We start from the raw sequence: 24157 nt of genomic DNA, 5'->3' as shown, positions 1-24157 counted from the left end.
CAGCTTGCCCTTTGATCCGGCATGTGCTTATGGGGGTGGGCGCTCCCTTCATGAATACGCTACAATCCTGCGCCTTCGGCCGACCCGGTCGATTCATAATCCGTATGACAAGCCACGCCGGTCCACCTGCGTGGCTTGTTGCTTTTAGCGCGCCAGAAGGCGCTTGCAGGAGAGGCTCGACGATGAGTGCACTGGTTGGCGTGATCATGGGCTCCAAGTCCGATTGGTCCACCCTTAGCCACACCGCCGATATGCTGGAAAAACTCGGCATTCCCTACGAGGTGAAGGTGGTTTCCGCCCACCGTACGCCGGATCTGCTGTTCCAGTACGCCGAAGAAGCTGACGGCCGGGGCATCGAGGTGATCATCGCCGGTGCCGGTGGTGCGGCCCACTTGCCTGGCATGTGCGCGGCCAAGACCCACCTGCCGGTGCTGGGCGTGCCCGTGCAGTCGTCGATGCTTTCAGGCGTTGATTCGCTGCTGTCGATCGTGCAGATGCCGGCCGGCGTGCCGGTTGCCACGCTGGCCATCGGCCGCGCGGGCGCGATCAATGCCGCGCTGTTGTCGGCCAGCATCCTCGGCGCCAAGCACCCTCAGTACCACGCGGCGTTGAAGCAGTTCCGCACGGAACAGACCGACACCGTGCTGGATAACCCAGATCCGCGTCAGGCTTGAGGTTCAACCCATGAAAATCGGTGTAATCGGTGGCGGCCAGCTGGGCCGCATGCTAGCACTGGCGGGTACTCCGCTGGGCATGAACTTCGCCTTCCTCGACCCGGCGCCTGATGCCTGTGCCGCCTCTCTGGGCGAGCACCTGCGCGCAGGCTATAGCGACCAGGAGCAGCTGCGCCAGCTGGCCGACCAGGTTGACCTGGTTACCTTCGAGTTCGAGAGCGTTCCGGCCGAGACCGTGGCTTTTCTTTCGCAGTTCGTGCCGGTGTACCCAAGTGCCGAGGCCCTGCGCATCGCCCGCGACCGCTTGTTCGAGAAAAGCATGTTCCGTGACCTGGGGATCCCCACCCCTGCGTTCGCCGACATCCTGTCGCAGGCAGACCTGGACGCCGCAGTGGCGAGCATCGGTCTGCCAGCGGTGCTCAAGACCCGGACGTTGGGCTACGACGGCAAGGGCCAGAAAGTCCTGCGCACCGCGCAGGACGTGGTAGGCACCTTTGCCGAACTGGGCAACGTGCCGTGCCTGCTCGAAGGCTTCGTACCCTTTACCGGTGAAGTATCGCTGGTCGCTGTCCGGGCCCGCGATGGCGAAACACGGTTCTACCCGCTGGTGCACAACACGCACGACAGCGGCATCCTGCACCTGTCGGTCGCCAGTCAGGCGCACCCGCTGCAAGCGCTGGCTGAAGACTACGTCGGTCGCGTGTTGCAACAACTCGATTATGTCGGGGTCATGGCGTTCGAATTCTTCGAGGTCGACGGCGGGCTCAAGGCCAATGAAATTGCACCGCGCGTGCACAACTCCGGGCACTGGACCATCGAAGGCGCCGAGTGCAGCCAGTTCGAAAACCACGTGCGTGCCATCGCCGGTTTGCCATTGGGTTCCACGGCCAAGGTCGGCGAAAGCGCCATGCTCAACTTCATCGGTGAAGTTCCCCCAGTGGAGCAGGTCGTGGCCATCGACGACTGCCACCTGCACCACTATGGCAAGGCGTTCAAGGCCGGGCGCAAGGTCGGACATGCCACATTGCGGTGCCAGGACATGGCCACGCTCGAGCACAAGATTGCGCAAGTGCAGGCGCTGATCGGCAACTGATCGAGCGTCAATTCGAACTTCTGCATCCGGCGGGCCCTCTGAAGTGGCAACACGCCAAAGCGCAGCCTAGGCTTTGGCGTGTTCCATCTTTACTGCAAGGGGATTGCCATGGGTATCATCGGAACCATTTTCATCGGCCTCATCGTCGGCCTGCTGGCTCGTTTCATCAAACCGGGCGACGACAGCATGGGCTGGATCATGACCATCCTGCTCGGTATCGCTGGCTCGCTGTTGGCCACCTATGGCGGTCAGGCGCTTGGTATCTATCAGGCAGGTCAGGCAGCCGGCTTCTTTGGTGCACTGGTAGGCGCCATCATCCTCCTGGTGATCTACGGATTCATCAAGAAACGCTGAATACTGGTTAGAATGCCGGCAATTCATCCCGAGTTGCCGAGCATTCCATGCGTGCCTTCTTCATTGCCCTCCTGTTGTCGGCCAGTTCCCTGGCCCATGCCGAATTGCCCGAGACCGACTGGCTGGAGCTGATGCCCAAGTCGGACCAGAAGGCGCTCGAGCAGATGCCTGAAATCGACCATAACTCCCCCGAGGCCATGGGCACCTTCACCGCCAAAGGTGGCTTGAAGCAGAGCAAGGGCTTGCCTGCGGTCATGTACTCGACGAAAACCGTGCCCGCCCTGGACGGCAAGGACATTCGCCTGGGCGGCTACCCTGTGCCGCTTGAAAGCGATGCCAAGGGCAATAGCACCCTGTTCTTCCTGGTGCCTTACCCTGGCGCGTGTATCCACGTCCCGCCACCGCCACCTAACCAGCTGGTTTTGGTGCGCTATCCAAAAGGGCTGAAGATCGATGACATATACGCACCGCTGTGGGTCAGCGGCACGCTGAAGGTGGAAAAGGTCAGCAACGACCTGGCCGACGCGGCCTATGCCTTGGACGCCGCGAAGGTGAGGGTAGTGGTGGACGCCGATCTTTGAGGCGTGTGTGGGACTAGGCCTTTGAGATCACTTCACAATCGATCCTGACCCCCAGCGAGCTGCTGGCTCCGGGCTGCAACTGCACCACGTCATCCCATACGTTCGCCGTCTCGATGCACAGCATGCGCTGCCAGCCGTCATCGGCCATGTCCGGCAATTCCTTGGCCCGTGCGGTCCAGGGGTTCCAGATCACCGCTGAACGGGATCGGCTGCTGGTCAGGATGATTCGCCTGCCCCAGGACGGGTCGACGATACTCAACGTTTGCGGCGTATTCAGATAGATCCGGTCCGTCTCGCCGCTAAACGCCAGCGCGCCCTCCTGATGGCGCTGTTGCCAGTCGGACAGGGTTTCGATGTAAGACAAACCCTCGACACCGTGGACCTCGGCCTGGCGCACATCACTGACTGCAAAGTAACTGTGCAAGGCCTGGCTGAGGGTGACCGGGCTATCGCCAAGGTTGCGGCTGGTCAGTTGCAGCGTCAACGCCGCGTCCAGCACGACCACCAGCTTGAGCTCCACAGTGTGCGGCCACCCGGGCAACCCACCTTGCGCTTCGGCCATTTCGAACTCGATCCGCAGGCTTTCGCCCACTTCCTCAAGGCCCAGCAATTGCCAGTCACGCGTCCGGACAAGCCCATGGGCTGGCGCGTGTTCAGCGTGGTACATGGACTGCACGGTTTCGGGGTTGCGCTGCAGGTTGCCGAACCAGGGCCAGCACACAGGCGCCCCTGCCCGGACCGACTTCCCCTGGCGGAAAATGGCCTCGTCGCTCAACCAGAGCAATGGCGGCTCGCCAGTGCGCTGGTAGCTGAGGACCTGCGCACCCTGGCGGGCGATCAGTAGTTCAGCGAAGCTGCTGCGGATACGCCAGCAGTGAAGCTCGCCATGTTGCTCGGTCGATACTTGGAAGGTGGCCATTGCGTCATCTCATTGGTTGCCAGTGGGCCTTGGACCCGGTCGCAGGCAATGAGTTTACCGCCGGCAGGCCTCAGCGACGAGGGACGGAACGGGTACGGCCGCTGCCATCGATGGCGACGAAGACGAAGACGGCTTCGGTCACCTTGCGCCATTCGCTGGACAGTGGATCGTCGCTCCATACTTCGACCATCATCTGGATGGAGCTGCGTCCGATCTCCAGCGTCTGCGTATAGAAAGACAACTGTGCGCCCACGGCCACCGGTACCAGAAACGCCATGCGATCTATCGCCACGGTGGCAACGCGGCCACCGGCAACACGGCTGGCCATGGCGGTACCTGCCAAGTCCATCTGGGCGACCAGCCAGCCGCCGAAGATATCGCCAAAGCCGTTTGTTTCCCGTGGCAGTGCGGTGATCTGCAGAGCAAGGTCGCCCTGCGGAATTGGATCTTCTTGTTCGAGCTCAATCATGCGGTGGGGGCCTCTGACCCGTGACGCTTTTCTTGGATGCGGCGCTTAGGCCGGTAAACGATTCAGCTGACAACATACTACGCCGATTCGTATGACGGGACGGCCGTGGGAAATGCTTCGAAACCGTCTGAGTATAGTGACCGGTGTTTTCGCACAATATCCCACGCTAGCAGGACACATTTCGTACGAAACGCCAGTATATAGAGCATCTACGCGAGCGACGACCATGCGTTCTTGCAGGTCGGTAAGGATTGCGTGTCGCTTTCAGCCGTGTCGGGCAATTTGCTATCTTCGCCTTCGCCTTGAACAAGCCGCATCCCGTGTGGCCTTGCCCTATAAAGAGAATAACCGTGATGACTTCCGCGCCGAGCAGTATCGAGCAGGCCCCGCGGCCGCTGACCCGCAGTGACTACAAGACCCTTTCACTGTCTGCACTGGGCGGTGCGCTGGAGTTCTACGACTTCATCATCTTTGTGTTCTTCGCCACCGTGGTTGGCAAGCTGTTCTTTCCGGCCGACATGCCCGAGTGGCTGCGGTTGATGCAGACGTTCGGCATTTTCGCCGCAGGCTATCTGGCACGGCCCCTGGGCGGCATCATCATGGCGCATTTTGGCGACCTGCTGGGCCGCAAGAAGATGTTCACCCTGAGCATCTTCATGATGGCCCTGCCCACCTTGATCATGGGCCTGTTGCCGACCTACGCGCAGATTGGCCTGTGGGCGCCGATCCTGTTGCTGTTGATGCGGGTGATCCAGGGGGCGGCCATCGGCGGGGAAGTGCCAGGCGCCTGGGTATTCGTCTCGGAGCACGTGCCGGCGCGCAATACCGGTTATGCCTGCGGCACGCTCACTGCCGGTTTGACAGCCGGTATCTTGCTGGGCTCGCTGGTCGCGACCTTGATCAACAGCGTCTACAGCGCTGAAGAAGTGGCCAGCTATGCCTGGCGAATCCCGTTCCTGCTGGGCGGCGTGTTCGGTCTGTTTTCGGTTTACCTGCGCCGTTGGCTGCATGAAACCCCGGTGTTCGCAGAAATGCAGCAACGCAAGGCCCTGGCCGAAGGGCTGCCGCTTCGGGCCGTGCTGCGCGATCATCGCGGGCCCATCGTGCTGTCCATGTTGCTGACCTGGGTGCTTTCGGCAGGCATCGTGGTGGTGATCCTCATGACACCAGCCTTGCTGCAGAGCATCTACCACATCAGCCCTACCGACTCGCTCAAGGCCAACAGCCTGGCGATCGTATTGTTAAGCCTGGGTTGCATTGGCGCCGGTAGCCTGGCCGATCGCTTCGGTGCAGGCCGTGTGTTCGTGGTCGGTAGCCTGATGTTGCTGGTCAGTTCCTGGGCGTTCTACCACAGCTTGCCCACGCGGCCGGAGCTGTTGTTCCCGTTGTATGCGGTGACCGGCTTGTGCGTGGGCGTGATCGGCGCAGTGCCCTATGTGATGGTCAAGGCATTCCCGGCTGCGGTTCGTTTTAGCGGCTTGTCGTTTTCCTACAACGTTGCCTATGCCATCTTCGGCGGCCTGACGCCGATGGCGGTAACCGGGCTTCTGAAGGTCAGCCCCATGGCGCCCGCTTACTATGTGGCTGTACTGTGCGTGGTCGGCTTTTCGGTAGGTCTGTACTTGCTCGCCAACAAGCGTTGAATTGCCTTGGCCACTGACACTTGCTCCCTGCAGGCAGCGCTTCGACACGATGATGGCATTTCATCCAATTGTCACAATCAAGTCATATCGTGTTCATGCGCGCTGCAGATACTGGCCCCCGTTCCCTCTCAGCACCCCCATTCCAGCTAGGAGCAAGGCATGAAATTGAAGCGTTTGATGGCGGCCCTTACCTTTGCCGCCGCTGGCGTTGCAACCGCCAACGCAGTGGCCGCTGTCGATCCTGCTATCCCGACCTACACCAAGACCACGGGTGTATCGGGCAACCTCTCCAGCGTCGGCTCCGATACCCTCGCGAACCTGATGACCCTGTGGGCCGAGGCTTACAAAAAGGAATACCCGAACGTCAACATCCAGATTCAGGCAGCGGGCTCTTCCACGGCGCCACCGGCGCTGACCGAAGGCACCGCCAACCTCGGCCCCATGAGCCGCAAGATGAAGGACGTCGAATTGCAGGCGTTCGAGCAGAAGTACGGCTATAAACCGACCGCCATCCCGGTTGCGGTCGACGCCCTGGCGGTGTTCGTGCACAAGGACAACCCGATCAAGGGCCTGACCATGGCCCAGGTCGATGCCATCTTCTCCTCGACTCGTTTGTGTGGTGGCAAGGCCGAGATCAAGACCTGGGGCGATGCCGGAGTAACCGGCGACCTCGCCAATAAGCCGATCCAGCTGTTCGGCCGCAACTCGGTGTCCGGCACTTATGGGTACTTCAAGGAAGAAGCCCTGTGCAAAGGGGACTTCAAGCCCAACGTCAATGAGCAACCCGGTTCCGCCTCCGTGGTGCAGTCCATCAGCTCATCACTCAATGGCATTGGCTACTCGGGCATCGGCTACAAGACGGCCAGCGTCAGGACCGTGCCGCTGGCCAAGAAAGACGGCGGCGAGTTCGTCGAGGACAACGAGACCAACGCCCTGAACGGCAGCTACCCGCTTTCGCGCTTCCTGTACGTTTACGTCAACAAGGCACCGAACAAGCCGCTGGCCCCGCTGGAGGCCGAGTTCGTGAAGCTGGTACTGTCGCAGGCCGGCCAGCAGGTGGTCGTCAAGGATGGCTACATCCCGCTGCCTGCCAAAGTCGTCGACAAGACCCTGGCCGACCTGGGCCTGTCCCACGCCGGCAACGTCGCCAAGCAGTAATCGAACCCTGCAGGGGCAAGCCGCTGGGCTAGCCTCTTCAGCACTCCCAGCCCGGGGCCAGCCTCACTGTGCTTCGGGCTTTCGTGCGTCACTGCACTGTCATGTTTTTGTCATACGGGACCGCTAGGGTGTGCCCCATGAATGATCTGGCCAACTCCACAATGACCCAAGATTCCCAGCCTGCACGCATCGATTTCAACACCCCGCAGTTGCAGCGCAAGCGCCGCCTGCGTGCGCTCAAGGACCGCCTGACGCGCTGGTACGTGCTGGTAGGCGGGCTGGCAGTGCTGGCTGCGATCACCTTGATCTTCTTTTACCTGGCGTACGTGGTACTGCCGTTGTTCCAGGGCGCCGAGCTGACCAGCAGGCAGGCATTGCAGCCTGCCTGGCTCAAAGAGGAGGCGGGCAAGCCGTTGATGATCGCCCTCGAGGAGCAGAACCTGGTCGGCATGCGGGTTTCGGACAAGGACCAGGTGCTGTTCTTCGATACCAAGACCGGCGCAGCGCTCGAACGCGTCGACTTGCCCATCCCTGCCGGCGTACAGGTGTCCTCGATCGGTACCGACCAGCCAGGCAGCCCGATGGTGATGCTGGGGTTGTCCAATGGCCAGGCGTTGGTGTTCACCCATACCTACAAGATCACCTACCCCGGCAACAAGAAAACTATTACGCCGGCCATCGACTACCCCTATGGCGAACAGCCTTTCGTGCTGGATGAGCAGGCGCGGGCGCTGGAGCACGTCAGCGCCAGTGTCAATGGCGACACGTTGTTGCTGGCAGGCTCTACGGGCGCGCACCTGCAGGTCCTCGCGTTGACGCGCAGCGAAAACATGCTGACCGCCGAAGTCACCACCGAGCAGACCCGTATCGAGTTGCCGCAAATGACCGAAACGGTGAAGAACATCTTCATCGATCCGCGCCAGCAGTGGCTGTACGTGATCAACGGTCGCGCCACTGCCGACGTGTTCAGCCTGCGCGACAAGAGCCTCAACGGGCGCTATTCCCTGGCGCAGAGCGCCGATACCGAAGTGACGGCCACTGCCCAGCTGGTAGGCGGCATTTCACTGATCATCGGTGACTCGCACGGTGGGCTGGCCCAGTGGTTCATGGCCCGTGACCCGGACGGGGAGTCTCGTTTCAAGCAGATTCGTACCTTCCAGTTGGGCACGTCGCCCATCGTGCAGATCGACGCCGAGGAGCGTCGCAAGGGCTTCATCGCCCTGGACGCAGAAGGCAAGCTGGGTGTTTTCCACAGCACGGCGCACCGTACCCTCCTGGTCGAGTCCGTGGCCCAGGGCCCGGGTATCCTTGCCCTGTCACCGCGCGCCAACCGCATCATGATCGAAGAGCCCGGCAGGTTGTTGCCATTGAAGCTGCACAACCCCCATCCGGAAGTGTCCTTCAGCGCGCTGTGGGGCAAGGTGTGGTACGAGAATTATGACGCGCCCAAGTACGTGTGGCAGTCGACCGCGTCCAATACCGATTTCGAGCCCAAGCTGAGCCTTTCGCCCCTCACGTTCGGTACCCTCAAGGCGGCCTTCTACGCCATGATCCTGGCCGCGCCGCTGGCCATTGCCGCCGCGATCTATACGGCCTACTTCATGGCCCCTGGCATGCGCCGCAAGGTCAAGCCAGTAATCGAACTGATGGAGGCGATGCCCACGGTCATTCTGGGGTTCTTCGCGGGGCTGTTCCTGGCGCCGTACCTGGAAGGCCATCTGCCAGGGGTCTTCAGCCTTTTCCTGCTCATGCCGGTCGGCATCCTGCTGGCAGGGTTCACCTGGAGCCGGCTGCCTGAATCCATTCGTCTGCGGGTACCGGATGGCTGGGAGGCGGCGATCCTGATCCCGGTCATTCTGCTCATCGGCTGGCTTGCCCTTGGCATGAGCCCACACCTTGAAAGCTGGTTCTTTGGCGGCGACATGCGCCTGTGGATCACCAATGACCTGGGTATCACCTATGACCAGCGCAATGCACTGGTGGTCGGGATCGCGATGGGCTTTGCCGTCATTCCCAACATCTACTCGATAGCCGAGGACGCCGTCTTCAGCGTGCCGCGCAGCCTGACGCTGGGTTCCCTGGCGCTGGGGGCAACGCCTTGGCAGACCCTCACCCGGGTGGTGATCCTGACCGCCAGCCCCGGCATCTTCTCGGCGCTGATGATCGGCATGGGCCGGGCCGTCGGTGAAACCATGATCGTGCTGATGGCCACCGGCAACACACCGGTGATGGAGATGAACCTGTTCGAAGGTATGCGCACGCTGGCTGCCAACGTGGCGGTGGAAATGCCGGAATCCGAAGTCGGGGGCAGCCACTACCGGGTGCTGTTCCTCGCCGCGTTGGTGCTGCTGATGTTCACCTTCGTCATGAACACCTTGGCCGAGCTGATTCGCCAGCGTCTGCGCAAGAAATACTCGTCGCTTTGATAGAAAGGTAGCGATCCGTGAAAAAGGATTCCCTCAAAGGCTGGTTCAAGAGCGGTGCCCCCGGTGTCTGGATGAGCGGCGGCGCCGTGGCCATGGCGGTGATCATGACCGTTGGCCTGCTGGCTGTGATCGCAGTACGCGGCTTGGGGCATTTCTGGCCGGCCGATTTGATTCAGGCCAGCTACGCCGTGCCGGGCCAGGCCCAGCAGACGGTCATCGGCGAAGTGGTACAGCAGGAAGAAGTGCCGCGTGCGCGCCTCAAGGGCGCCGGTTTGCCAGTGCCCGACCAGGGCCCGGAGTTCATGACACGCGAATTGATCAAGGTCGGAAACCGGGACCTCAATGGCAGCGACTTCACCTGGGTCGTGGGCGACTGGCTCGTCGATCAGCAGCGCCCCGAGCAGCTGATGGCCCTGGAACGGCGCGAGTGGGGCAACTTCTATGGCTACCTGGTGAGCGTCAAGGAACAAGGCCGGGTGGTGGCAGAAGGGGCAGCGGCCTGGGGTGAGCTGCAAGCGCGGCTGGCCCGGGCCAGCGAGCTCAACAAGACGCTGCAGGCGCTGGAGAAGAAAGACATCGGTGCCATCAACCATGGCCTGGAGCGGTTGCGCCTGCAGGCGCGCAAGCTCGAGCTCGAAGGCAAGCTGGACGCTGCGGCCCAGGCTGATATCGAGGCTGATCGTGCCGAGCTCAACAGCCGCTACGCGGCCATCGAAGATCGCCTGACCACACTTCACCGAGATTTTGCCCGCGACACGCTGGTCGCGCGCGATGGCAATGGCCGTGAAGTCGAGATCAACCTCAGCAAGGTGGTCCATGCCATCCAGCCCAACGGCATGTCGACCCTGGCCAAGCTGGGGGCTTACTTTGCCAAGGTGTGGGAGTTTCTCAGCGACGACCCGCGTGAGGCCAACACAGAGGGCGGTATATTCCCGGCTATCTTCGGCACTGTGATGATGACCCTGATCATGGCCGTGATCGTCACGCCCTTTGGCGTGCTGGCAGCGGTCTATTTGCGCGAGTATGCCCGGCAGGGGCCGGTGACGCGCCTGATTCGCATCGCGGTCAACAACCTTGCCGGTGTACCGGCCATCGTCTACGGCGTTTTCGGCTTGGGCTTCTTCGTGTACGTGCTGGGCGGCTCGATCGACCGCCTGTTCTTTGCCGAAGCCTTGCCGGCGCCTACCCTGGGCACGCCGGGCCTGTTGTGGGCGTCACTGACCCTGGCATTGTTGGCGGTGCCGGTAGTGATCGTGGCCACCGAGGAGGGGTTGGCGCGCATTCCGCGCACCCTGCGCGAAGGCTCGCTGGCATTGGGTGCCACCAAGGCCGAAACGCTGTGGAAGATTGTTCTGCCCATGGCCAGCCCGGCCATGATGACCGGCATGATCCTGGCCGTGGCCCGGGCTGCGGGTGAAGTCGCACCGCTGATGCTGGTGGGGGTGGTCAAGCTCGCGCCATCGCTGCCGGTGGATGGCAATTACCCCTACCTGCACCTGGATCAGAAGATCATGCACCTGGGCTTTCACATCTACGACGTAGGCTTCCAGAGCCCGAACGTGGAGGCGGCGCGGCCACTGGTATACGCAACGGCATTGCTGCTGGTGATGGTCATCGCGACACTGAACCTGTCGGCCGTGTGGATCCGTAACCACCTTCGTGAGAAATACAAGGCGCTCGACAGCTGAGCCAGGCGTCGAACGTTCAAGCGGCGTCGCCGACGCGAAGCGGCCGCTTCGTCCCAACGTGCCGCTGGCGGCCATACGCCGGCAGCACCCAATGGAGTAAGACCATGCAGCAACAACCGCCTACCCACGGCATCGACATGTCCGCGCTGGGCCGCAGCAAACAGGGCCTGCGCCTGGCCGAGGAAACGGTCGCCATCGAAGTACCTGGGCTGAGCCTGTTCTACGGCGACAAGCAGGCCCTGTTCGATGTCAGCATGAATATTCCCAAGCAGCGCGTGACGGCGTTCATTGGCCCCTCCGGGTGCGGCAAGTCCACCTTGCTGCGGACCTTCAACCGCATGAACGACCTGGTCGACGGCTGCCGTGTGCAAGGCGCCGTCAACCTGTACGGGCATGACATCTACCGCAAGGGCGAGGACGTGGCCGAGCTGCGCCGCCGCGTGGGCATGGTGTTCCAGAAACCCAACCCTTTCCCCAAGACCATCTACGAGAACGTGGTCTATGGCCTGCGGATTCAGGGCATCAACAAAAAACGTGTCCTGGACGAGGCCGTCGAGTGGGCCCTCAAGGGCGCGGCGCTGTGGGACGAGGTCAAGGACCGTCTGCACGAGTCGGCGCTGGGCCTGTCCGGTGGGCAGCAGCAGCGCCTGGTCATCGCCCGCACCATTGCGGTCGAGCCCGAGGTACTGTTGCTGGACGAGCCTTGCTCGGCGCTGGACCCTATTTCCACGCTCAAGGTCGAAGAGCTCATCTACGAATTGAAAACCAAGTTCACCATTGTCATCGTGACCCATAACATGCAGCAGGCGGCCCGCGTATCGGATTACACCGCCTTCATGTACATGGGCAAACTGGTGGAATTCGGTGACACCGATACCCTGTTCACCAACCCCGCCAAGAAGCAGACAGAAGACTACATCACTGGCCGGTATGGCTGAAGAAGCACCGCGCACTGCTGCTCGCCGCGTAAAGGCACTCGGCGCAGCGCAGGGGCACGCCTCGAACGACTTGAAGCTCGCAGCCAGCAGCTTCGCGGAGCCACAGCATGATCAACAAAGAAAGCCTGACGCATCATATTTCCCAGCAGTTCAACGCCGAGCTCGAAGAGGTACGCAGCCACCTGCTGGCCATGGGCGGGCTGGTCGAGAAACAGGTCAACGATGCGGTCACTGCGCTGATCGAGGCCGATTCCGGCCTGGCTCAGCAGGTGCGCGAGGTCGACGAGCAGATCAACCAGATGGAGCGCAACATCGACGAGGAATGCCTGCGTATTCTGGCGCGTCGCCAGCCGGCAGCATCGGACCTGCGGCTGATCATCAGTATTTCCAAGTCGGTGATTGACCTCGAGCGTATCGGCGATGAGTCGACCAAGATCGCCCGGCGGGCCATCCAGCTCTGCGAGGAGGGTGAATCGCCGCGGGGCTATGTGGAGGTGCGGCACATCGGCGATCAGGTGCGCAACATGGTGCGCGATGCACTCGACGCCTTCGCCCGCTTCGATGCCGACCTGGCCTTGTCAGTGGCTCAATACGACAAGACCATCGACCGTGAGTACAAGACAGCCTTGCGTGAGCTGGTGACCTACATGATGGAAGATCCCCGTTCGATCTCCCGTGTGCTAAGTGTGATTTGGGTCCTGCGTTCGCTGGAGCGGATCGGCGACCATGCACGCAACATCTCCGAACTGGTGATCTACCTGGTGCGCGGCACCGATGTACGCCACATGGGCCTCAAGCGCATGACAGCGGAGGTGCAGGGTCGCGCCAATGCCGAGGGTGAAATACCTAATGTTCCAGCCGAAGCGGACGATAAATAAAGTTCTCTCCGAGCATCGACGCCCGGCTTGTGCCGGGCGTTTTCGTTAGTACGCCTGGAGGTGCCAGAGACCATCGACCGGCTGTAGACGACCCGGCGTGACACAGGTGGTAGCAAGTGGCCAGCAAATGGCAGTAGGCTAGTCGGGTTCAGAAGGAGTATCGATGAGTAAAGTGAATGTGCTGGTGGTGGATGACGCGCCATTTATCCGTGACCTGATCCGTAAGTGCCTGCGCAACGCGTTCCCGGGCATGACCGTGGATGACGCCGTAAACGGTCGCAAGGCCATGACCCTGTTGGGCAAAGAGGCATTCGACCTGGTGCTGTGCGACTGGGAAATGCCGGAAATGTCGGGCTTGGAGCTGCTCACCTGGTGCCGTCAGCAACCTGAGCTCAAGGGCCTTCAGTTCATCATGGTGACCAGCCGTGGCGACAAGGAAAATGTCATCCAGGCGATTCAGGCCGGCGTGTCGGACTTCGTCGGCAAGCCGTTCACCAACGAGCAGTTGCTGACCAAGGTCAAGAAGGCCCTGGCCAAGATCGGCAAGCTCGACAGCCTGATGAGCCCAGGGCCTGCGCGGGCCAATGCCGCGTTCGCCAACGACTCGCTCAACGCCCTGACCGCTGGACGGCCAGAAGCCGTCAAGGTAGCTGCGCCAGCACCTGTGCCTGCCAAGGCGGCCGCCACCCCTGCCAAGGCCAGCGCAGCGACACCCGCACCCAGCGGTCGCGGCCAGGGCCAGCTGCGTTTGGCGAGCGGCATGCAAGCCTGCGTGATCAAGGCCTTGAGCTTGAAGGAAGCCCTGCTGGTCGTACGGCGCAGTGAGACACTGCCGCAAGTGCTCGAAGGCGCTGTGCTGAACCTGGAGCAGGGCGAGAACGCGGAAATCGCGCGTTTGAATGGTTACCTGCACGCGGTGGCGGCCTTCGAGCCCAAGCCTGACAGCGACTGGCTGCAATTGACGTTCAAGTTCGTCGATCAAGACGCCCAGAAGCTGGACTACCTGTCCCGCTTGATCGCCCGCGGCACTGCCCAGAAGCATTTCACGCCAGGGGCCTGACGGGCCGCCGCAACAGCGAGCTGGCCAGCAGCATCCGACCAACTGTCATGGTGATCAGGGTGTCTGCTGCTAGGCTTGGACAGGTCCTTCACTGTCAAAAAGCCACCATCATGCATTCACGCTTGCTGCTATGTGCGTTAACCCTGGTCAGCGCCTCTAGCCTGGGCGTGACGCTGCACCCAGTCACCGATGAAACGGGAAGGGTGTCCTATGCGCAGCGACCCGGCCCGGGCATCAAGCCCACGGTCGTGGATGAGTCCACCGTGGAGATCAACGAACACGATGTGCGTCTCAACGCGATCGTGTTCCAGGGCGGCGTGAGCTTCTCGGCCCGCAACGAACTGCCGGTCGCCGTGCAGGTGGAACTGCGCCTGGATAACCTGGTTAACGCGCAGGGTGGCGACGCGCCGCGGACCGTGCGGCGTCTGTTGCCGCCGCGTTCGACCCAAGTGCTCAGCATCGTCCGGGGCCAGCCAGGCAAGCTGCTCAACTACCGCTCCACACTGCTGCAGGCCATGGGCGACCCTGGCAAGCGCCCACAAGGTTATCGCTATGCGTTTCCATGGGTAGGTGGGCCGTTTCGTGTGAGCCAAGGGCCCAATGGCAGGTTCAGCCACTTCGGGCCCAAGGGGCGCTATGCAATGGATATCGCCATGCCCGAGGGCACCACTATCGTGGCGGCACGCGAAGGGGTAGTGGTGAGCACGCGCAGCGAGCAGAGCGGGCGAGGGGACAATCCCTCGGGCAACTTTGTCCGCATTCTGCACCCTGACGGCACCATGGGGGTGTACCTGCACTTGATGCGCGGGTCGATCGTGGTCGCGTCCGGGCAGCGTGTGCGCCAAGGGCAGGTGTTGGCCAAGTCGGGCAACACCGGCAACAGCACCGGGCCCCATCTGCACTTCGTGGTTCAGCGCAACGTGGGGCTGGCGCTTGAGTCGATTCCCTATCGGTTCGACCGGCCGATCAGTGGGTTGCCCGACTACACCGCAGGCAACCCCTGATCAGGGCTTGATCGGGGCAGGGCGTCAATGTGCTCAGTCCAGCTTGAGCACTTTGGCCAGCACGATCTTGGGGCCTTTCATTTTCTTGACGATGATGCGCAGCCCTTCGACCTCGAGCACCTCTTCTTCTTCGGGTACGCGCTTGAGCGTTTCGTAGACCAGGCCGGCCAGTGTCTCTGCCTCGATATGGTCCAGGTCCACGCCCAGCAAGCGCTCGACCTTGAACAGCGGAGTATCGCCGCGCACCAGCAGCTTTCCTGGCTGATAGGCCAGGATGCCGCGCTCGGTCTTGCGGTGTTCGTCCTGGATGTCGCCCACCAGCACTTCCAGCACATCTTCCATGGTCAGGTAACCGATGACCTTGCCATCGGCCTCCTCGACCAGCACGAAGTGCGCACCGCCCTTGCGGAACTGCTCGAGCAATTGGGACAGCGGCATGTGCCTGGAAACGCGCTCCAGTGGGCGAGCCAGGTCTTCCAGGTCAATGGTTTCAGGCAGGTGTTCGAGTTCGGCGAGTTCGAGTAGCAGGTCCTTGATGTGCAGCAGGCCCGTGAACTCCTCGCGCTCGGTGTCGTACACCGGGTAGCGGCTGAACTTGTGACGGCGGATCAGGGCCAGTATCTGCTTGAGCGGGGCATGGGCGTCGATGATGACCATGTCTTCGCGAGAGTTGGCCCAGTCCACCACTTCAAGCTCACCCATTTCCACCGCGGACGCCAGCACGCGCATGCCTTGATCGCTTGGGTCCTGGCCGCGGCTGGAGTGCAGGATCAGCTTGAGCTCCTCCCGGCTGTAGTGGTGCTCGTGGTGCGGGCCGGGTTCGCCTTGGCCGGCAATGCGCAGGATCGTGTTGGCGCTGGCATTGAGCAGGTAGATGGCCGGGTACATCAGCCAGTAGAACAGGTACAGCGGTACCGCGGTCCACAGCGACAACAGTTCCGGCTTGCGAATGGCCCACGATTTGGGCGCCAGCTCACCCACCACGATGTGCAGGTAGGAGATCACGAAGAAGGCGACGAAGAACGAGACGGCCTTGATCAGCTCAGGGGTATCGACGCCAAAGTAGGCCAGCAGCGGTTCGAGCAAGTGCGCGAAGGCCGGCTCGCCCACCCAGCCCAGCCCCAGCGAGGCCAAGGTGATGCCGAGCTGGCAGGCAGAGAGGTAGGCATCGAGCTGGTTGTGAACCTTGCGCAGGATGCTGCCGCGCCAGCCGTGCTGCTCGGCGATGGCGTCCACGCGGGTTGCGCGCAGCTTGACCATGGCGAACTCGGCGGCAACGAAGAAGCCGTTGAGCAGCACCAGAACCAAAGCAAAAATGATCATGCCGAAATCGGCGAACAGGGAGGTGAGGCTGATACCAGGGGAAGGGTCCATGATGGAGTTTTTACGGGATCCGTCTTGAAGATGAGAAAAGTGCCGGCTCCAGCCGGCGCAAGGGATCAAATGTAGCGGCTAGGGCGGCAAAAGCAAAGGGTGAGCACTTGATCGGTGCTGCAAAGTGGCCCGAACGGCCTCAAACCTTACCTGTGACCTGTTGCGCCACTGCAAAATGGCAGGTGAAGGTGCTGCCATGGCCTGGCACGCTGCTGATCTCCAGGCGCCCGCGGTGGCGCATCAGCACATGCTTGACGATTGCCAGCCCAAGGCCCGTGCCACCGGTATGAGATGCACGGCTCGAATCCACCCGATAGAACCGCTCCGTCAGCCGTGGCAGGTGCTTGGCATCGATGCCGGGCCCTGAGTCTTGCACCGACAGATGGGCGCCTTGGGCATCGGCCCACCAGCGAATGCGAATGCTGCCCTCGTCCTGCGTGTACTTGACGGCATTGAACACCAGGTTGGAGAACGCGCTGCGCAATTCCGACTCGCTGCCCTTGAGCCAGATGCCTGGCTCGGCCTCCAGGGTAATGCGCTGGTTGCGCGGCCCGGACAACGCTTGCGCGTCTTGCTTGATCGCACTGAGCAGGGTGTCCACGGCCACTGGCTGGTTGTCGGACGGGTAGTCGGTGGCCTCCAGCTTGGCCAGCAGCAGCAGGTCGTTGAGCAGCGTTTGCATGCGCGAGCCCTGTTGGCTCATCTGCTGCAACGCGCGGCGCCAGCGGGGGTTCACGTCCTCGACGTTATCCAGCAGGGTTTCCAGGTAGCCGGCAATCACGGTCAGCGGCGTTCGCAGTTCGTGGGACACGTTGGCCACGAAGTCCTTGCGCATCTGTTCGAGCTGGTGGATGCGGGTGACGTCCCGAACCAGCATCAGGTGTTCATTGTTGCCGTAGCGTGTGATGTGCAGTTGCACCCGCATGCGATCGTTGATGGGGGATGGAATCTCCAGTGGCTCGACATAGTTTTCGGTTTCGAAGTATTCCTTGAAGCGCGGGTGCCGCACCAGGTTGGTCACCTGCTGGCCGCCGTCCTGGGGTGTCTTGAAGCCCAGGAGCGTCTCGGCTGCGCGGTTCCACCACTCCAGGTTGCCGTGGCTGTCGAGCATGATCACGGCGTCGCGCAGCGCTGCGGTGGATTCCTGCACCCTGTCGATCACCGCTTGAAGCCTGCCACGCACACGCTGGTCGCGGCGTTGCAGATGGTAGATGCTGTCGAACACCTCGCCCCATAGGCCGTAGCCGTCAGGCGGTGCTTCGTCCGGTTGGTGATTGCGCAGCCAGGCATGCAGGCGCAGCAGTTGCTTGAGCGTCCAGCCCAGGTAGAGAGCCAGGCCAATGGCCAGGCTCCAGCCATAGTAGCCACTGACCAGGCCACCGATCAGGCAAAGGGTGATCAACAGCAGCAGGTGGCGAATCAAGGTCGCATGCCAGTTCTGGTTCAATTGGGGATCCTTCGAATCCAGCGATCAACAGCAAGCACGAACCTGCATGCAGAAGCGGATCGGTAGCGCGTTCACGTCCATTCGACGGCTTTGAGCCGAGTGCTGCGTTTCAGGTCAGACCTTGGTCGAAAAGCGGTAGCCTGTGCCGCGAACCGTTTGTACCAGGTTTTCATACGCCTCACCCAGCGCCTTGCGCAAGCGGCGAATGTGGACATCGACCGTGCGTTCCTCGACATAGACATTGCCCCCCCATACCTGGTCCAGCAACTGGCCGCGGGTATAGGCGCGTTCCTGATGGGTCATGAAGAATTGCAGCAGGCGGTACTCGGTGGGCCCCATCTCGGCCGGCTTGCCATCGATGGTGACGCGATGACTGATAGGGTCCAGCAGCAGCCCGCCCACTTCGATCGGCGTCTCGCCATCACTGGGGCCGGTACGTCGCAGCACGGCCTTGAGGCGGGCTACCAGCTCACGCGGCGAAAACGGCTTGGTGATGTAGTCGTCCGCACCCACTTCCAGGCCTTGGATCTTGTTGTCTTCCTCGCCCTTGGCGGTGAGCATGATGATCGGAATGTCCCCGGTCAGCTCGTCGCGCTTGAGCCGCCGGGCCAGTTCGATGCCCGAGGTGCCGGGGAGCATCCAGTCCAGCAGAATCAGGTCCGGCTTACGGTCGACGATGATGGCATGGGCCTGTTGGGAGCTTTCTGCTTCCAGGCACTCATAACCTGCCATCTCCAGGGCCACGGCAATCATCTCGCGGATGGGCGCCTCGTCGTCGACGATCAGAATATTCCTGCCAGCCATGCTCAAAACCTCTCCTGGATTCGCTGTCTTGGCCCCGCATTAGATAACGGAATTATTGCAGCTGTGTGACAGGGTGTTGGCGGTTCTCGCGACATTCAATGACTGGGCCAGGCCTGACGGGGCGGCGGTTGCACCTGTAACCGACGCTTTACCCCCTCGATACGGTGAATCCTCATGCGGTGTGGACCAGGTGGACCTTGCTGAGGTGGTGCCGCGCCTCAGCCCACCGCTCAACGTAGCGCGTAATCCAGTACCACGCCCATGAACACCATCAGCCCGGCCCAGTGGTTGTGCAGGAACGCCTTGAAGCATGCGTCTCGATCCAGGCGGCGGGTGGACCAGAATTCCCAGGCGAAACAGCACGCGGCGCCCAGCAGGCCCAGGTAGAACCAGCCGCCGAGGGCGAAGCTGCTGCCGGCCAGCATCAGGCAGCCCAGCGAAAGGCCCTGCAAGCTCAGGATGATCACCCGGTCAGCCTCGCCGAACAGAATGGCCGTGGACTTCACACCGATCTTCAAGTCATCGTCGCGGTCGACCATGGCGTAGTAGGTGTCGTAAGCCACCGTCCACAGCAGGTTGGCGATGTACAGCAGCCAGGCAGCGGCCGGCAGCTCGCCGCCGGCAGCGGTGAAGGCCATGGGGATACCCCACGAATAGGCGGCGCCCAGCACCACCTGTGGGTAGTAGGTGTAGCGCTTCATGAAGGGGTAGCAAAATGCGAGCGCGACGGCCGCGAACGAAAGCCAGACGGTTTGACTGTTGGTGCACAGCACCAGCAGGAAACTCACGCCTACCAAAACAGCAAACAGCGTCAGCGCTTCGCGGGGGCGTACACGCCCACTGGCCAAGGGTCGATCGGCGGTGCGCTTGACGTGTCCATCCACCTTGCGATCGGCAAAATCATTGATGCAGCACCCGGCCGCGCGCATGAGCACCACGCCCAACCCGAAGATCAGCACATTGGCCAATGAGGGTGAACCCTGACCTGCAATCCACACTGCCGACAGGGTTGGCCAGAGCAGCAGATAAATGCCGATGGGCCTGTCCATGCGACTTAGCTGGACGAAGTCCCAGGCGCGCGGATGAAGGCGGTTCAGCGATTTGAGCAGTTGCAGGTACATCAGCGGGTATCCTCGCGTGCCACCTGCCACAACGCCGGCAGGAACACTTCGGCGACAAGCAGGTCGAGTTCATCTCGGGAGAAGCGTGAACGACGTCCCCACAAGCCTGGGCTTGCAACTTCAGCAGGGAGCCAGGCTTCGGGGTAGTGGCATACCTGCAGGGGATGGCGGGTGAACGCTCGATCGCAGAACAGCAGCTCGCCCAGCGAGCGACTACCGAGCGATTCAAGGTCCAGGCCGCCACGTTCGAGCGCCGCACGGCTGGCTACGCTGCGGGCGAATACCCACGGCTGGCCATGCCCGCGCAGGAACACTTCCCTGACCCAACCCTGGGCACCGAGCGCGATGCCAAGGGCTTGGCATTCATCCTCGCGCAGCGACTGCCAGCCTTCGAACAGGGGCGTTACGCAGAAATCGTCGCCGGACAGTCGGGTCAGCCGACGTGTGAGCGAGCCCTCATCGAACAACCAGTCCAGCATGGAGGGGGCGAGGCTGGCCTGCACCTGTGGATACGCTAGCCACGCGACAGCGGCTGCGTGCGGGGTTGGGTACGACACGTCGGTCTGCTTGTTACAACCAAAGAGGCCGCGAGCTTAGCATGAATGCCCCGACTGCTTGCATACTGCCGGCAGGGCCGCTACAAAGCCTTTCGATTGCACCTTGGCCCGTGAAGAGGCCGCACGTCCAAACCCAAGCCGAGCCTGAACCGAGGAAACCCGTTCCGATGAAAAAGTGGCAATGTATTGTCTGCGGTCTGATCTATGACGAAGCCGATGGCTGGCCGGATGATGGGATCGCGCCCGGCACGCGTTGGGAAGACGTACCCGAAGACTGGCTCTGCCCAGACTGCGGGGTTGGCAAGAGCGACTTTGAAATGATCGCCATCGGTTGATCGAGGAACCCCCCATGACGCCTCCTGTAGTCATCATTGGCACCGGGCTTGCGGGCTACAACCTCGCCCGGGAATTACGCAAGTTCGATGCACTCACCCCCGTGCTGATGATCACTGCCGATGATGGACGGTCCTACTCCAAGCCCATGCTCTCGACCGGCTTCGCCAAGCAGAAGGACGCCGAGGGGCTGTGCATGGCCGAGCCCGGCGCCATGGCCGAGCAATTGAACGTCGAGGTGCGTACCCATACGCGCATAACGGGTATCGACCCAGGCCACAAGCGCCTGTGGATTGGCGATGAGGCAGTGCCCTATCGCGATCTCGTCCTGGCGCTGGGTGCACAGACCATCAGCGTGCCTGTGGAAGGTGACGCCAGCGACCTGATCTTCCCGATCAATGATCTTGAAGACTACGCGCGCCTGCGCGCCGCGGCTGCCGGCAAGCAGCGGGTATTGATCCTGGGCGCCGGTCTTATCGGCTGTGAGTTTGCGAACGACATGCGTCTTGGTGGTTTCGAGGTTGATGTGGTAGCGCCCTGCGAGCAGCTCATGCCCACCCTGTTGCACCCGGCAGCGGCCCAGGCGGTACAGAGCGGGCTACAGGGTATCGGCATTCGCTTTCATCTCGGGCCCGTGCTGACGCGCTTGCAGCGCCAGGGGCATGGCGTGCGTGCACAGCTGTCCGACGGCCAGGTCATCGCGTGCGACCTGGTCGTGTCGGCCGTAGGCCTGCGCCCACGAACGGACCTGGCTGCCGCAGCGGGCCTGCAGACTGGGCGGGGTATCTGTGTGGACCGATTCCTGCGTACCTCCCATGCCAATATCCACGCCTTGGGCGATTGTGCCGAGGTTGACGGCATCAACCTGCTCTACGTGATGCCGTTGATGAGTGGCGTTCGAGCGCTGGCGCAGACACTGACTGGCACCCCCACTGCCGTCAGCTATGGGCCAATGCCCATCACCGTCAAGACGCCTGCCTGTCCTGTGGTGGTGTCGCCACCGCTGAATGGGCAGATTGGTACCTGGCAGGCAGAGGGTGAGGGCAATGACGTCAAAGCGCTCTGCCACGCCGCCGATGGCCAGCTGATCGGGTACGCCCTTACCGGCAGTACCGTGATGGAAAGACTGACGCTCAATCGCCAGCTTCCACCCGTCATGGCGTAAATAGCTCACGAACTGTCATGTATGCCTTTTTTGCCTGTGCATTATGGCCGTACCGATACTGGCGCGGTACTCAAGCGCGTGCCATTCTCACACTCGTCTGCCGCGGCTTAGAGCCCGTGGCGCCTTGAACGCTGCCCTTGAGGCGGCACGGCATAACAACAAGAATTCCGTCAAAGAGGCTTCATCATCATGCGCAAACCAGAACTCGCCGCTGTCATCGCCGAGAAGACCGACCTGACCAAAGACCAGGCCAACGAGGTGCTGAACGCGATTCTCGAAAGCATTACCCAGGCTGTGAACAACGATACAGTGACGCTGGTGGGGTTCGGCACGTTCGAGAAGCGTCATCGTGGGGCGCGAACCGGTAAAAACCCGCAGACAGGTGAGCCCGTCAAGATCAAGGCGAGCAACACGGTAGCCTTCAAGCCAGGCAAGAACTTGCGCGACAGCATCAACGTGCCCGCCAAGCCTGCTAAAAAGACTAAATGACCTAGGCCTGTCAGCGGCATGAGGATCAAACGGGCGCCGACAGCGCCCGTTGTCTTTGCATACGAAAAAGATTCTTCGATTCCCTGAAAAGCACATAAAGCGGATAAACTGGCGCTCACAGTCATTTCTTAGACGAGACGCTCAAATGAAGTTCCGCTTACTTCTCTGGGTCATGGGCCTGCTGATGGCCAGGGCAAGCCGAAACAATCCGGCTTTCCAGCAGCAGCTCAAGGGCAAGGATCTGGTGTTCCAGATGCAAACCCTCGACGGCAAGATCGCTCGACACTTCATCGTCGCCAACGAACGCATCCGTAGCAAAGGGGGCGCGTTCGCGCAGCCTGCCTTCGCCATCGCCTTCAAGGATGCTGCCTATGGCTTCACTACCCTGCAGGCGCGCAACAAGCAGCTGGCATTTATGCAGGGCATCCAGGACAAGGCGATCCAGATCAAGGGCAACCCGGCCTTGGTGATGTGGTTCCAGGGCCTGATGAAGTACCTGAAACCTAAAAAGAAGCATTGACCGCGCAGGGGCCGAGCGACGGCCCCAGTCAATCAGTGTGGCGCAGCGAACTGGGACGCAAGCTCGCGCAGCAAGGTCTCAGCCTCGAGTACCTTGTTCACGACATCATTGGCCTTGTCGCGGGAAAGCCCAAGACGCTCAAGCAATGCATCGGGAATCTCCTCTTTCGGGCCCGAGCCGATACCCCGTGAACGAAGCAATCGAGTCGCGAGGAAGACGAGGTTGGGAAAGGCTGCATAGTCGCCCTCGTAGGTAGGGTCATGCTGGAAGCGCAGCGCTGTGGACAACTCCTCGGGCATGTCCCACAGCTTCATCAGCCAGGCACCAATCTGCTCGCGGCTGATCCCTAGAAGGTGGCGCTCCACATAGGTGTGGCACAGATGGGGGTTGACCTCCAGATGCCGACAGATCAGCGAAAAATGCGGCGGAAACACATGTGCCAGCAGCAAGTACCCGAAATTGTGCAGAAGGCCGGCAAGGTAGGTGAGGCCTGCCTCAGGTCGTTCGGCACGGGGCATTGCACGGGTAAGGCCCTCGATGACAGCCGCTGTGTAGATGGAGTGCTGCCAGTAAGGCGTCGCTTGTTGAGGCTGGTCCTTGGGTAGGCTGAGCGTCTTGCCCATGGCTAGGCCCAAGGCCAGGTTGATCACCAGATCGAAACCCAGCACCCTGACAATCGCATCTTCGACCGAGCGTACCTTGCCGGGCGAGGCGTAATAGGGCGATGCCGCCCAGCTCACGACCTGCGCAGCCAGCGCCGGGTCGGTTTCCACCACCCCGGTGATATCGTCGATGCTGGCATTCGGGTCGACACGCAGCTTCATGATCTTCTGCGCGGTATCGGCCAGGGGCGGGATTTCGATGGTTTCTTCAAGCCGCTTTTGAATGCGTCGTGCAGTGAAGGCCTGAACTGCCTGGCTGATCTCGCGGGTGTCATCGTCCGGACGGTCCAGGTTCAGGGCAATGGCCTGCACCTCCTGCCCGAATGCGCTGGCGCTGGCTTTGCTCAGCAGGCGTTTGAACGGGTCACGGTCGATGGCCAGCAGCAGGCCTTCCTGGCCTGACTGAATGAACACGGTCGCGGGTTCGAGCAGGCTTTTTTCGTACTGGCAAGGTGAGCTGGTCAGCGCCGGTATGCCCGGGAGAACCTTGAGATGGTGTTTTTCCAGCATTTGGCGCAAGCGGGGCACCGGCACAGCGGTGAGTGTCCGGCCAGTCAGCTCGGTGAGCCGGCTCAGGTCCAGCAGTTGGCTTTGCGGCAGCAGCACCATCAGTGCGCCCACCTGGTCGTCCAGCAGCACCGCCTGTACACAGGCTTGAGCCGGCGGGGGGGGATGCGCCAACACCTCACGGTAGGCAACGCCGAGCTTGTCGAGCAGCAACCGGATAACCGACGGTGTTTGTGGGGTTGCGGTGTCCAAGGCAGCTTGAGTCATGGTCCGTGTCCACTGGTTCCTAAAAG

At 61.7% G+C, this 24157-nt stretch carries 24 protein-coding genes; 16 read left to right on the top strand and 8 right to left on the bottom strand.

What is annotated here, in order from left to right; all coding sequences use genetic code 11:
- Positions 1–182 precede the first annotated feature (182 nt).
- From purE to ACK59L_RS04585, 4 genes are all read left to right on the top strand, one after another.
- Complete coding sequence (gene purE / locus ACK59L_RS04600) at positions 183–674, top strand: 5-(carboxyamino)imidazole ribonucleotide mutase (protein ID WP_023532690.1); 492 nt, start codon at positions 183–185, stop codon at positions 672–674.
- Between the two features lie 10 nt (positions 675–684).
- Positions 685–1767: a 5-(carboxyamino)imidazole ribonucleotide synthase gene (locus tag ACK59L_RS04595; protein ID WP_144963893.1), complete on the top strand. Its 1083-nt coding sequence runs from the start codon at positions 685–687 to the stop codon at positions 1765–1767.
- Between the two features lie 108 nt (positions 1768–1875).
- Positions 1876–2121, top strand: coding sequence for a GlsB/YeaQ/YmgE family stress response membrane protein (locus tag ACK59L_RS04590; protein WP_058602748.1), 246 nt, complete (start codon positions 1876–1878; stop codon positions 2119–2121).
- 47 nt (positions 2122–2168) lie between these two features.
- A complete protein-coding gene (locus tag ACK59L_RS04585; RefSeq protein ID WP_058602749.1) occupies positions 2169–2702 on the top strand; it encodes a DUF3299 domain-containing protein in 534 nt (177 codons plus the stop codon).
- Positions 2703–2715: 13 nt separating this feature from the next.
- Here ACK59L_RS04585 and ACK59L_RS04580 read toward each other — a convergent pair whose 3' ends face one another.
- Both ACK59L_RS04580 and ACK59L_RS04575 read right to left on the bottom strand, forming a co-directional pair.
- Positions 2716–3621 carry a D-hexose-6-phosphate mutarotase gene (locus tag ACK59L_RS04580; protein ID WP_196134664.1) on the bottom strand — a complete coding sequence of 302 codons (906 nt, stop codon included), beginning with the start codon at positions 3619–3621 and terminating at the stop codon, positions 2716–2718.
- Positions 3622–3691: 70 nt separating this feature from the next.
- Positions 3692–4090 carry an acyl-CoA thioesterase gene (locus ACK59L_RS04575; protein ID WP_003253317.1) on the bottom strand — a complete coding sequence of 133 codons (399 nt, stop codon included), beginning with the start codon at positions 4088–4090 and terminating at the stop codon, positions 3692–3694.
- A 353-nt stretch (positions 4091–4443) separates the two neighbouring features.
- On the opposite strand from ACK59L_RS04575, the gene ACK59L_RS04570 reads away from it, so the two are divergent.
- From ACK59L_RS04570 to ACK59L_RS04535, 8 genes are all read left to right on the top strand, one after another.
- Entirely contained in the window at positions 4444–5733 is a 1290-nt protein-coding gene (locus ACK59L_RS04570; protein ID WP_058602751.1) for an MFS transporter, read from the top strand.
- 159 nt (positions 5734–5892) lie between these two features.
- The gene (locus tag ACK59L_RS04565) at positions 5893–6891 is read left to right on the top strand and encodes a phosphate ABC transporter substrate-binding protein PstS (RefSeq protein ID WP_023532412.1); all 999 of its coding nucleotides are present in this window, start codon (positions 5893–5895) and stop codon (positions 6889–6891) included.
- 137 nt (positions 6892–7028) lie between these two features.
- Positions 7029–9317, top strand: coding sequence for an ABC transporter permease subunit (locus ACK59L_RS04560; protein WP_409272125.1), 2289 nt, complete (start codon positions 7029–7031; stop codon positions 9315–9317).
- A gap of 71 nt (positions 9318–9388) precedes the next feature.
- The gene (pstA, locus tag ACK59L_RS04555) at positions 9389–11005 is read left to right on the top strand and encodes a phosphate ABC transporter permease PstA (RefSeq protein ID WP_409272157.1); all 1617 of its coding nucleotides are present in this window, start codon (positions 9389–9391) and stop codon (positions 11003–11005) included.
- Between the two features lie 104 nt (positions 11006–11109).
- Positions 11110–11943: a phosphate ABC transporter ATP-binding protein PstB gene (gene pstB, locus ACK59L_RS04550; protein WP_058638813.1), complete on the top strand. Its 834-nt coding sequence runs from the start codon at positions 11110–11112 to the stop codon at positions 11941–11943.
- 107 nt (positions 11944–12050) lie between these two features.
- Positions 12051–12821: a phosphate signaling complex protein PhoU gene (phoU, locus tag ACK59L_RS04545; protein ID WP_058602755.1), complete on the top strand. Its 771-nt coding sequence runs from the start codon at positions 12051–12053 to the stop codon at positions 12819–12821.
- 163 nt (positions 12822–12984) lie between these two features.
- On the top strand, positions 12985–13881 hold the full coding sequence (locus ACK59L_RS04540; protein ID WP_058602756.1) for a response regulator: 897 nt from the start codon (positions 12985–12987) through the stop codon (positions 13879–13881).
- 110 nt (positions 13882–13991) lie between these two features.
- Positions 13992–14885 carry a M23 family metallopeptidase gene (locus tag ACK59L_RS04535; protein WP_058638816.1) on the top strand — a complete coding sequence of 298 codons (894 nt, stop codon included), beginning with the start codon at positions 13992–13994 and terminating at the stop codon, positions 14883–14885.
- A 33-nt stretch (positions 14886–14918) separates the two neighbouring features.
- Here ACK59L_RS04535 and ACK59L_RS04530 read toward each other — a convergent pair whose 3' ends face one another.
- The 5 genes from ACK59L_RS04530 to ACK59L_RS04510 all read right to left on the bottom strand — a co-directional run bounded on the left by ACK59L_RS04530 (position 14919) and on the right by ACK59L_RS04510 (position 20188).
- Positions 14919–16259 (bottom strand): hemolysin family protein, encoded by a 1341-nt coding sequence (locus tag ACK59L_RS04530; protein ID WP_058602758.1) that lies wholly within the window; start codon positions 16257–16259, stop codon positions 14919–14921.
- Positions 16260–16398: 139 nt separating this feature from the next.
- Entirely contained in the window at positions 16399–17706 is a 1308-nt protein-coding gene (gene phoR, locus ACK59L_RS04525; RefSeq protein WP_058602759.1) for a phosphate regulon sensor histidine kinase PhoR, read from the bottom strand.
- A gap of 114 nt (positions 17707–17820) precedes the next feature.
- Positions 17821–18510: a phosphate regulon transcriptional regulator PhoB gene (gene phoB / locus ACK59L_RS04520; protein WP_023532543.1), complete on the bottom strand. Its 690-nt coding sequence runs from the start codon at positions 18508–18510 to the stop codon at positions 17821–17823.
- Positions 18511–18740: 230 nt separating this feature from the next.
- Complete coding sequence (gene ubiA / locus ACK59L_RS04515) at positions 18741–19631, bottom strand: 4-hydroxybenzoate octaprenyltransferase (protein ID WP_100852503.1); 891 nt, start codon at positions 19629–19631, stop codon at positions 18741–18743.
- Positions 19631–20188: a chorismate lyase gene (locus ACK59L_RS04510; RefSeq protein WP_078479358.1), complete on the bottom strand. Its 558-nt coding sequence runs from the start codon at positions 20186–20188 to the stop codon at positions 19631–19633. Before ACK59L_RS04510 ends, ubiA begins: the two co-directional genes overlap by 1 nt.
- A 167-nt stretch (positions 20189–20355) precedes the next feature.
- Between ACK59L_RS04510 and ACK59L_RS04505 the strand changes: the two genes are divergently transcribed.
- From ACK59L_RS04505 to ACK59L_RS04490, 4 genes are all read left to right on the top strand, one after another.
- On the top strand, positions 20356–20523 hold the full coding sequence (locus ACK59L_RS04505; RefSeq protein ID WP_023532601.1) for a rubredoxin: 168 nt from the start codon (positions 20356–20358) through the stop codon (positions 20521–20523).
- Positions 20524–20537: 14 nt separating this feature from the next.
- Positions 20538–21686, top strand: a complete 1149-nt coding sequence (locus tag ACK59L_RS04500; protein ID WP_409272120.1) for an NAD(P)/FAD-dependent oxidoreductase — start codon at positions 20538–20540, stop codon at positions 21684–21686.
- A gap of 189 nt (positions 21687–21875) precedes the next feature.
- Entirely contained in the window at positions 21876–22175 is a 300-nt protein-coding gene (locus ACK59L_RS04495; protein WP_058602763.1) for an HU family DNA-binding protein, read from the top strand.
- A gap of 145 nt (positions 22176–22320) precedes the next feature.
- The gene (locus ACK59L_RS04490; RefSeq protein WP_058638823.1) at positions 22321–22695 is read left to right on the top strand and encodes a hypothetical protein; all 375 of its coding nucleotides are present in this window, start codon (positions 22321–22323) and stop codon (positions 22693–22695) included.
- Between the two features lie 32 nt (positions 22696–22727).
- Here ACK59L_RS04490 and ACK59L_RS04485 read toward each other — a convergent pair whose 3' ends face one another.
- Entirely contained in the window at positions 22728–24131 is a 1404-nt protein-coding gene (locus ACK59L_RS04485) for an HDOD domain-containing protein (RefSeq protein WP_409272117.1), read from the bottom strand.
- Positions 24132–24157 lie beyond the last annotated feature (26 nt).

It is taken from the genome of Pseudomonas sp. KCJK9111, assembly GCF_046231935.1.
In the GTDB taxonomy this organism is placed as follows: Bacteria; Pseudomonadota; Gammaproteobacteria; order Pseudomonadales; family Pseudomonadaceae; genus Aquipseudomonas; species Aquipseudomonas parafulva_B.
This window is presented reverse-complemented; position numbering and strand designations above follow the sequence as displayed.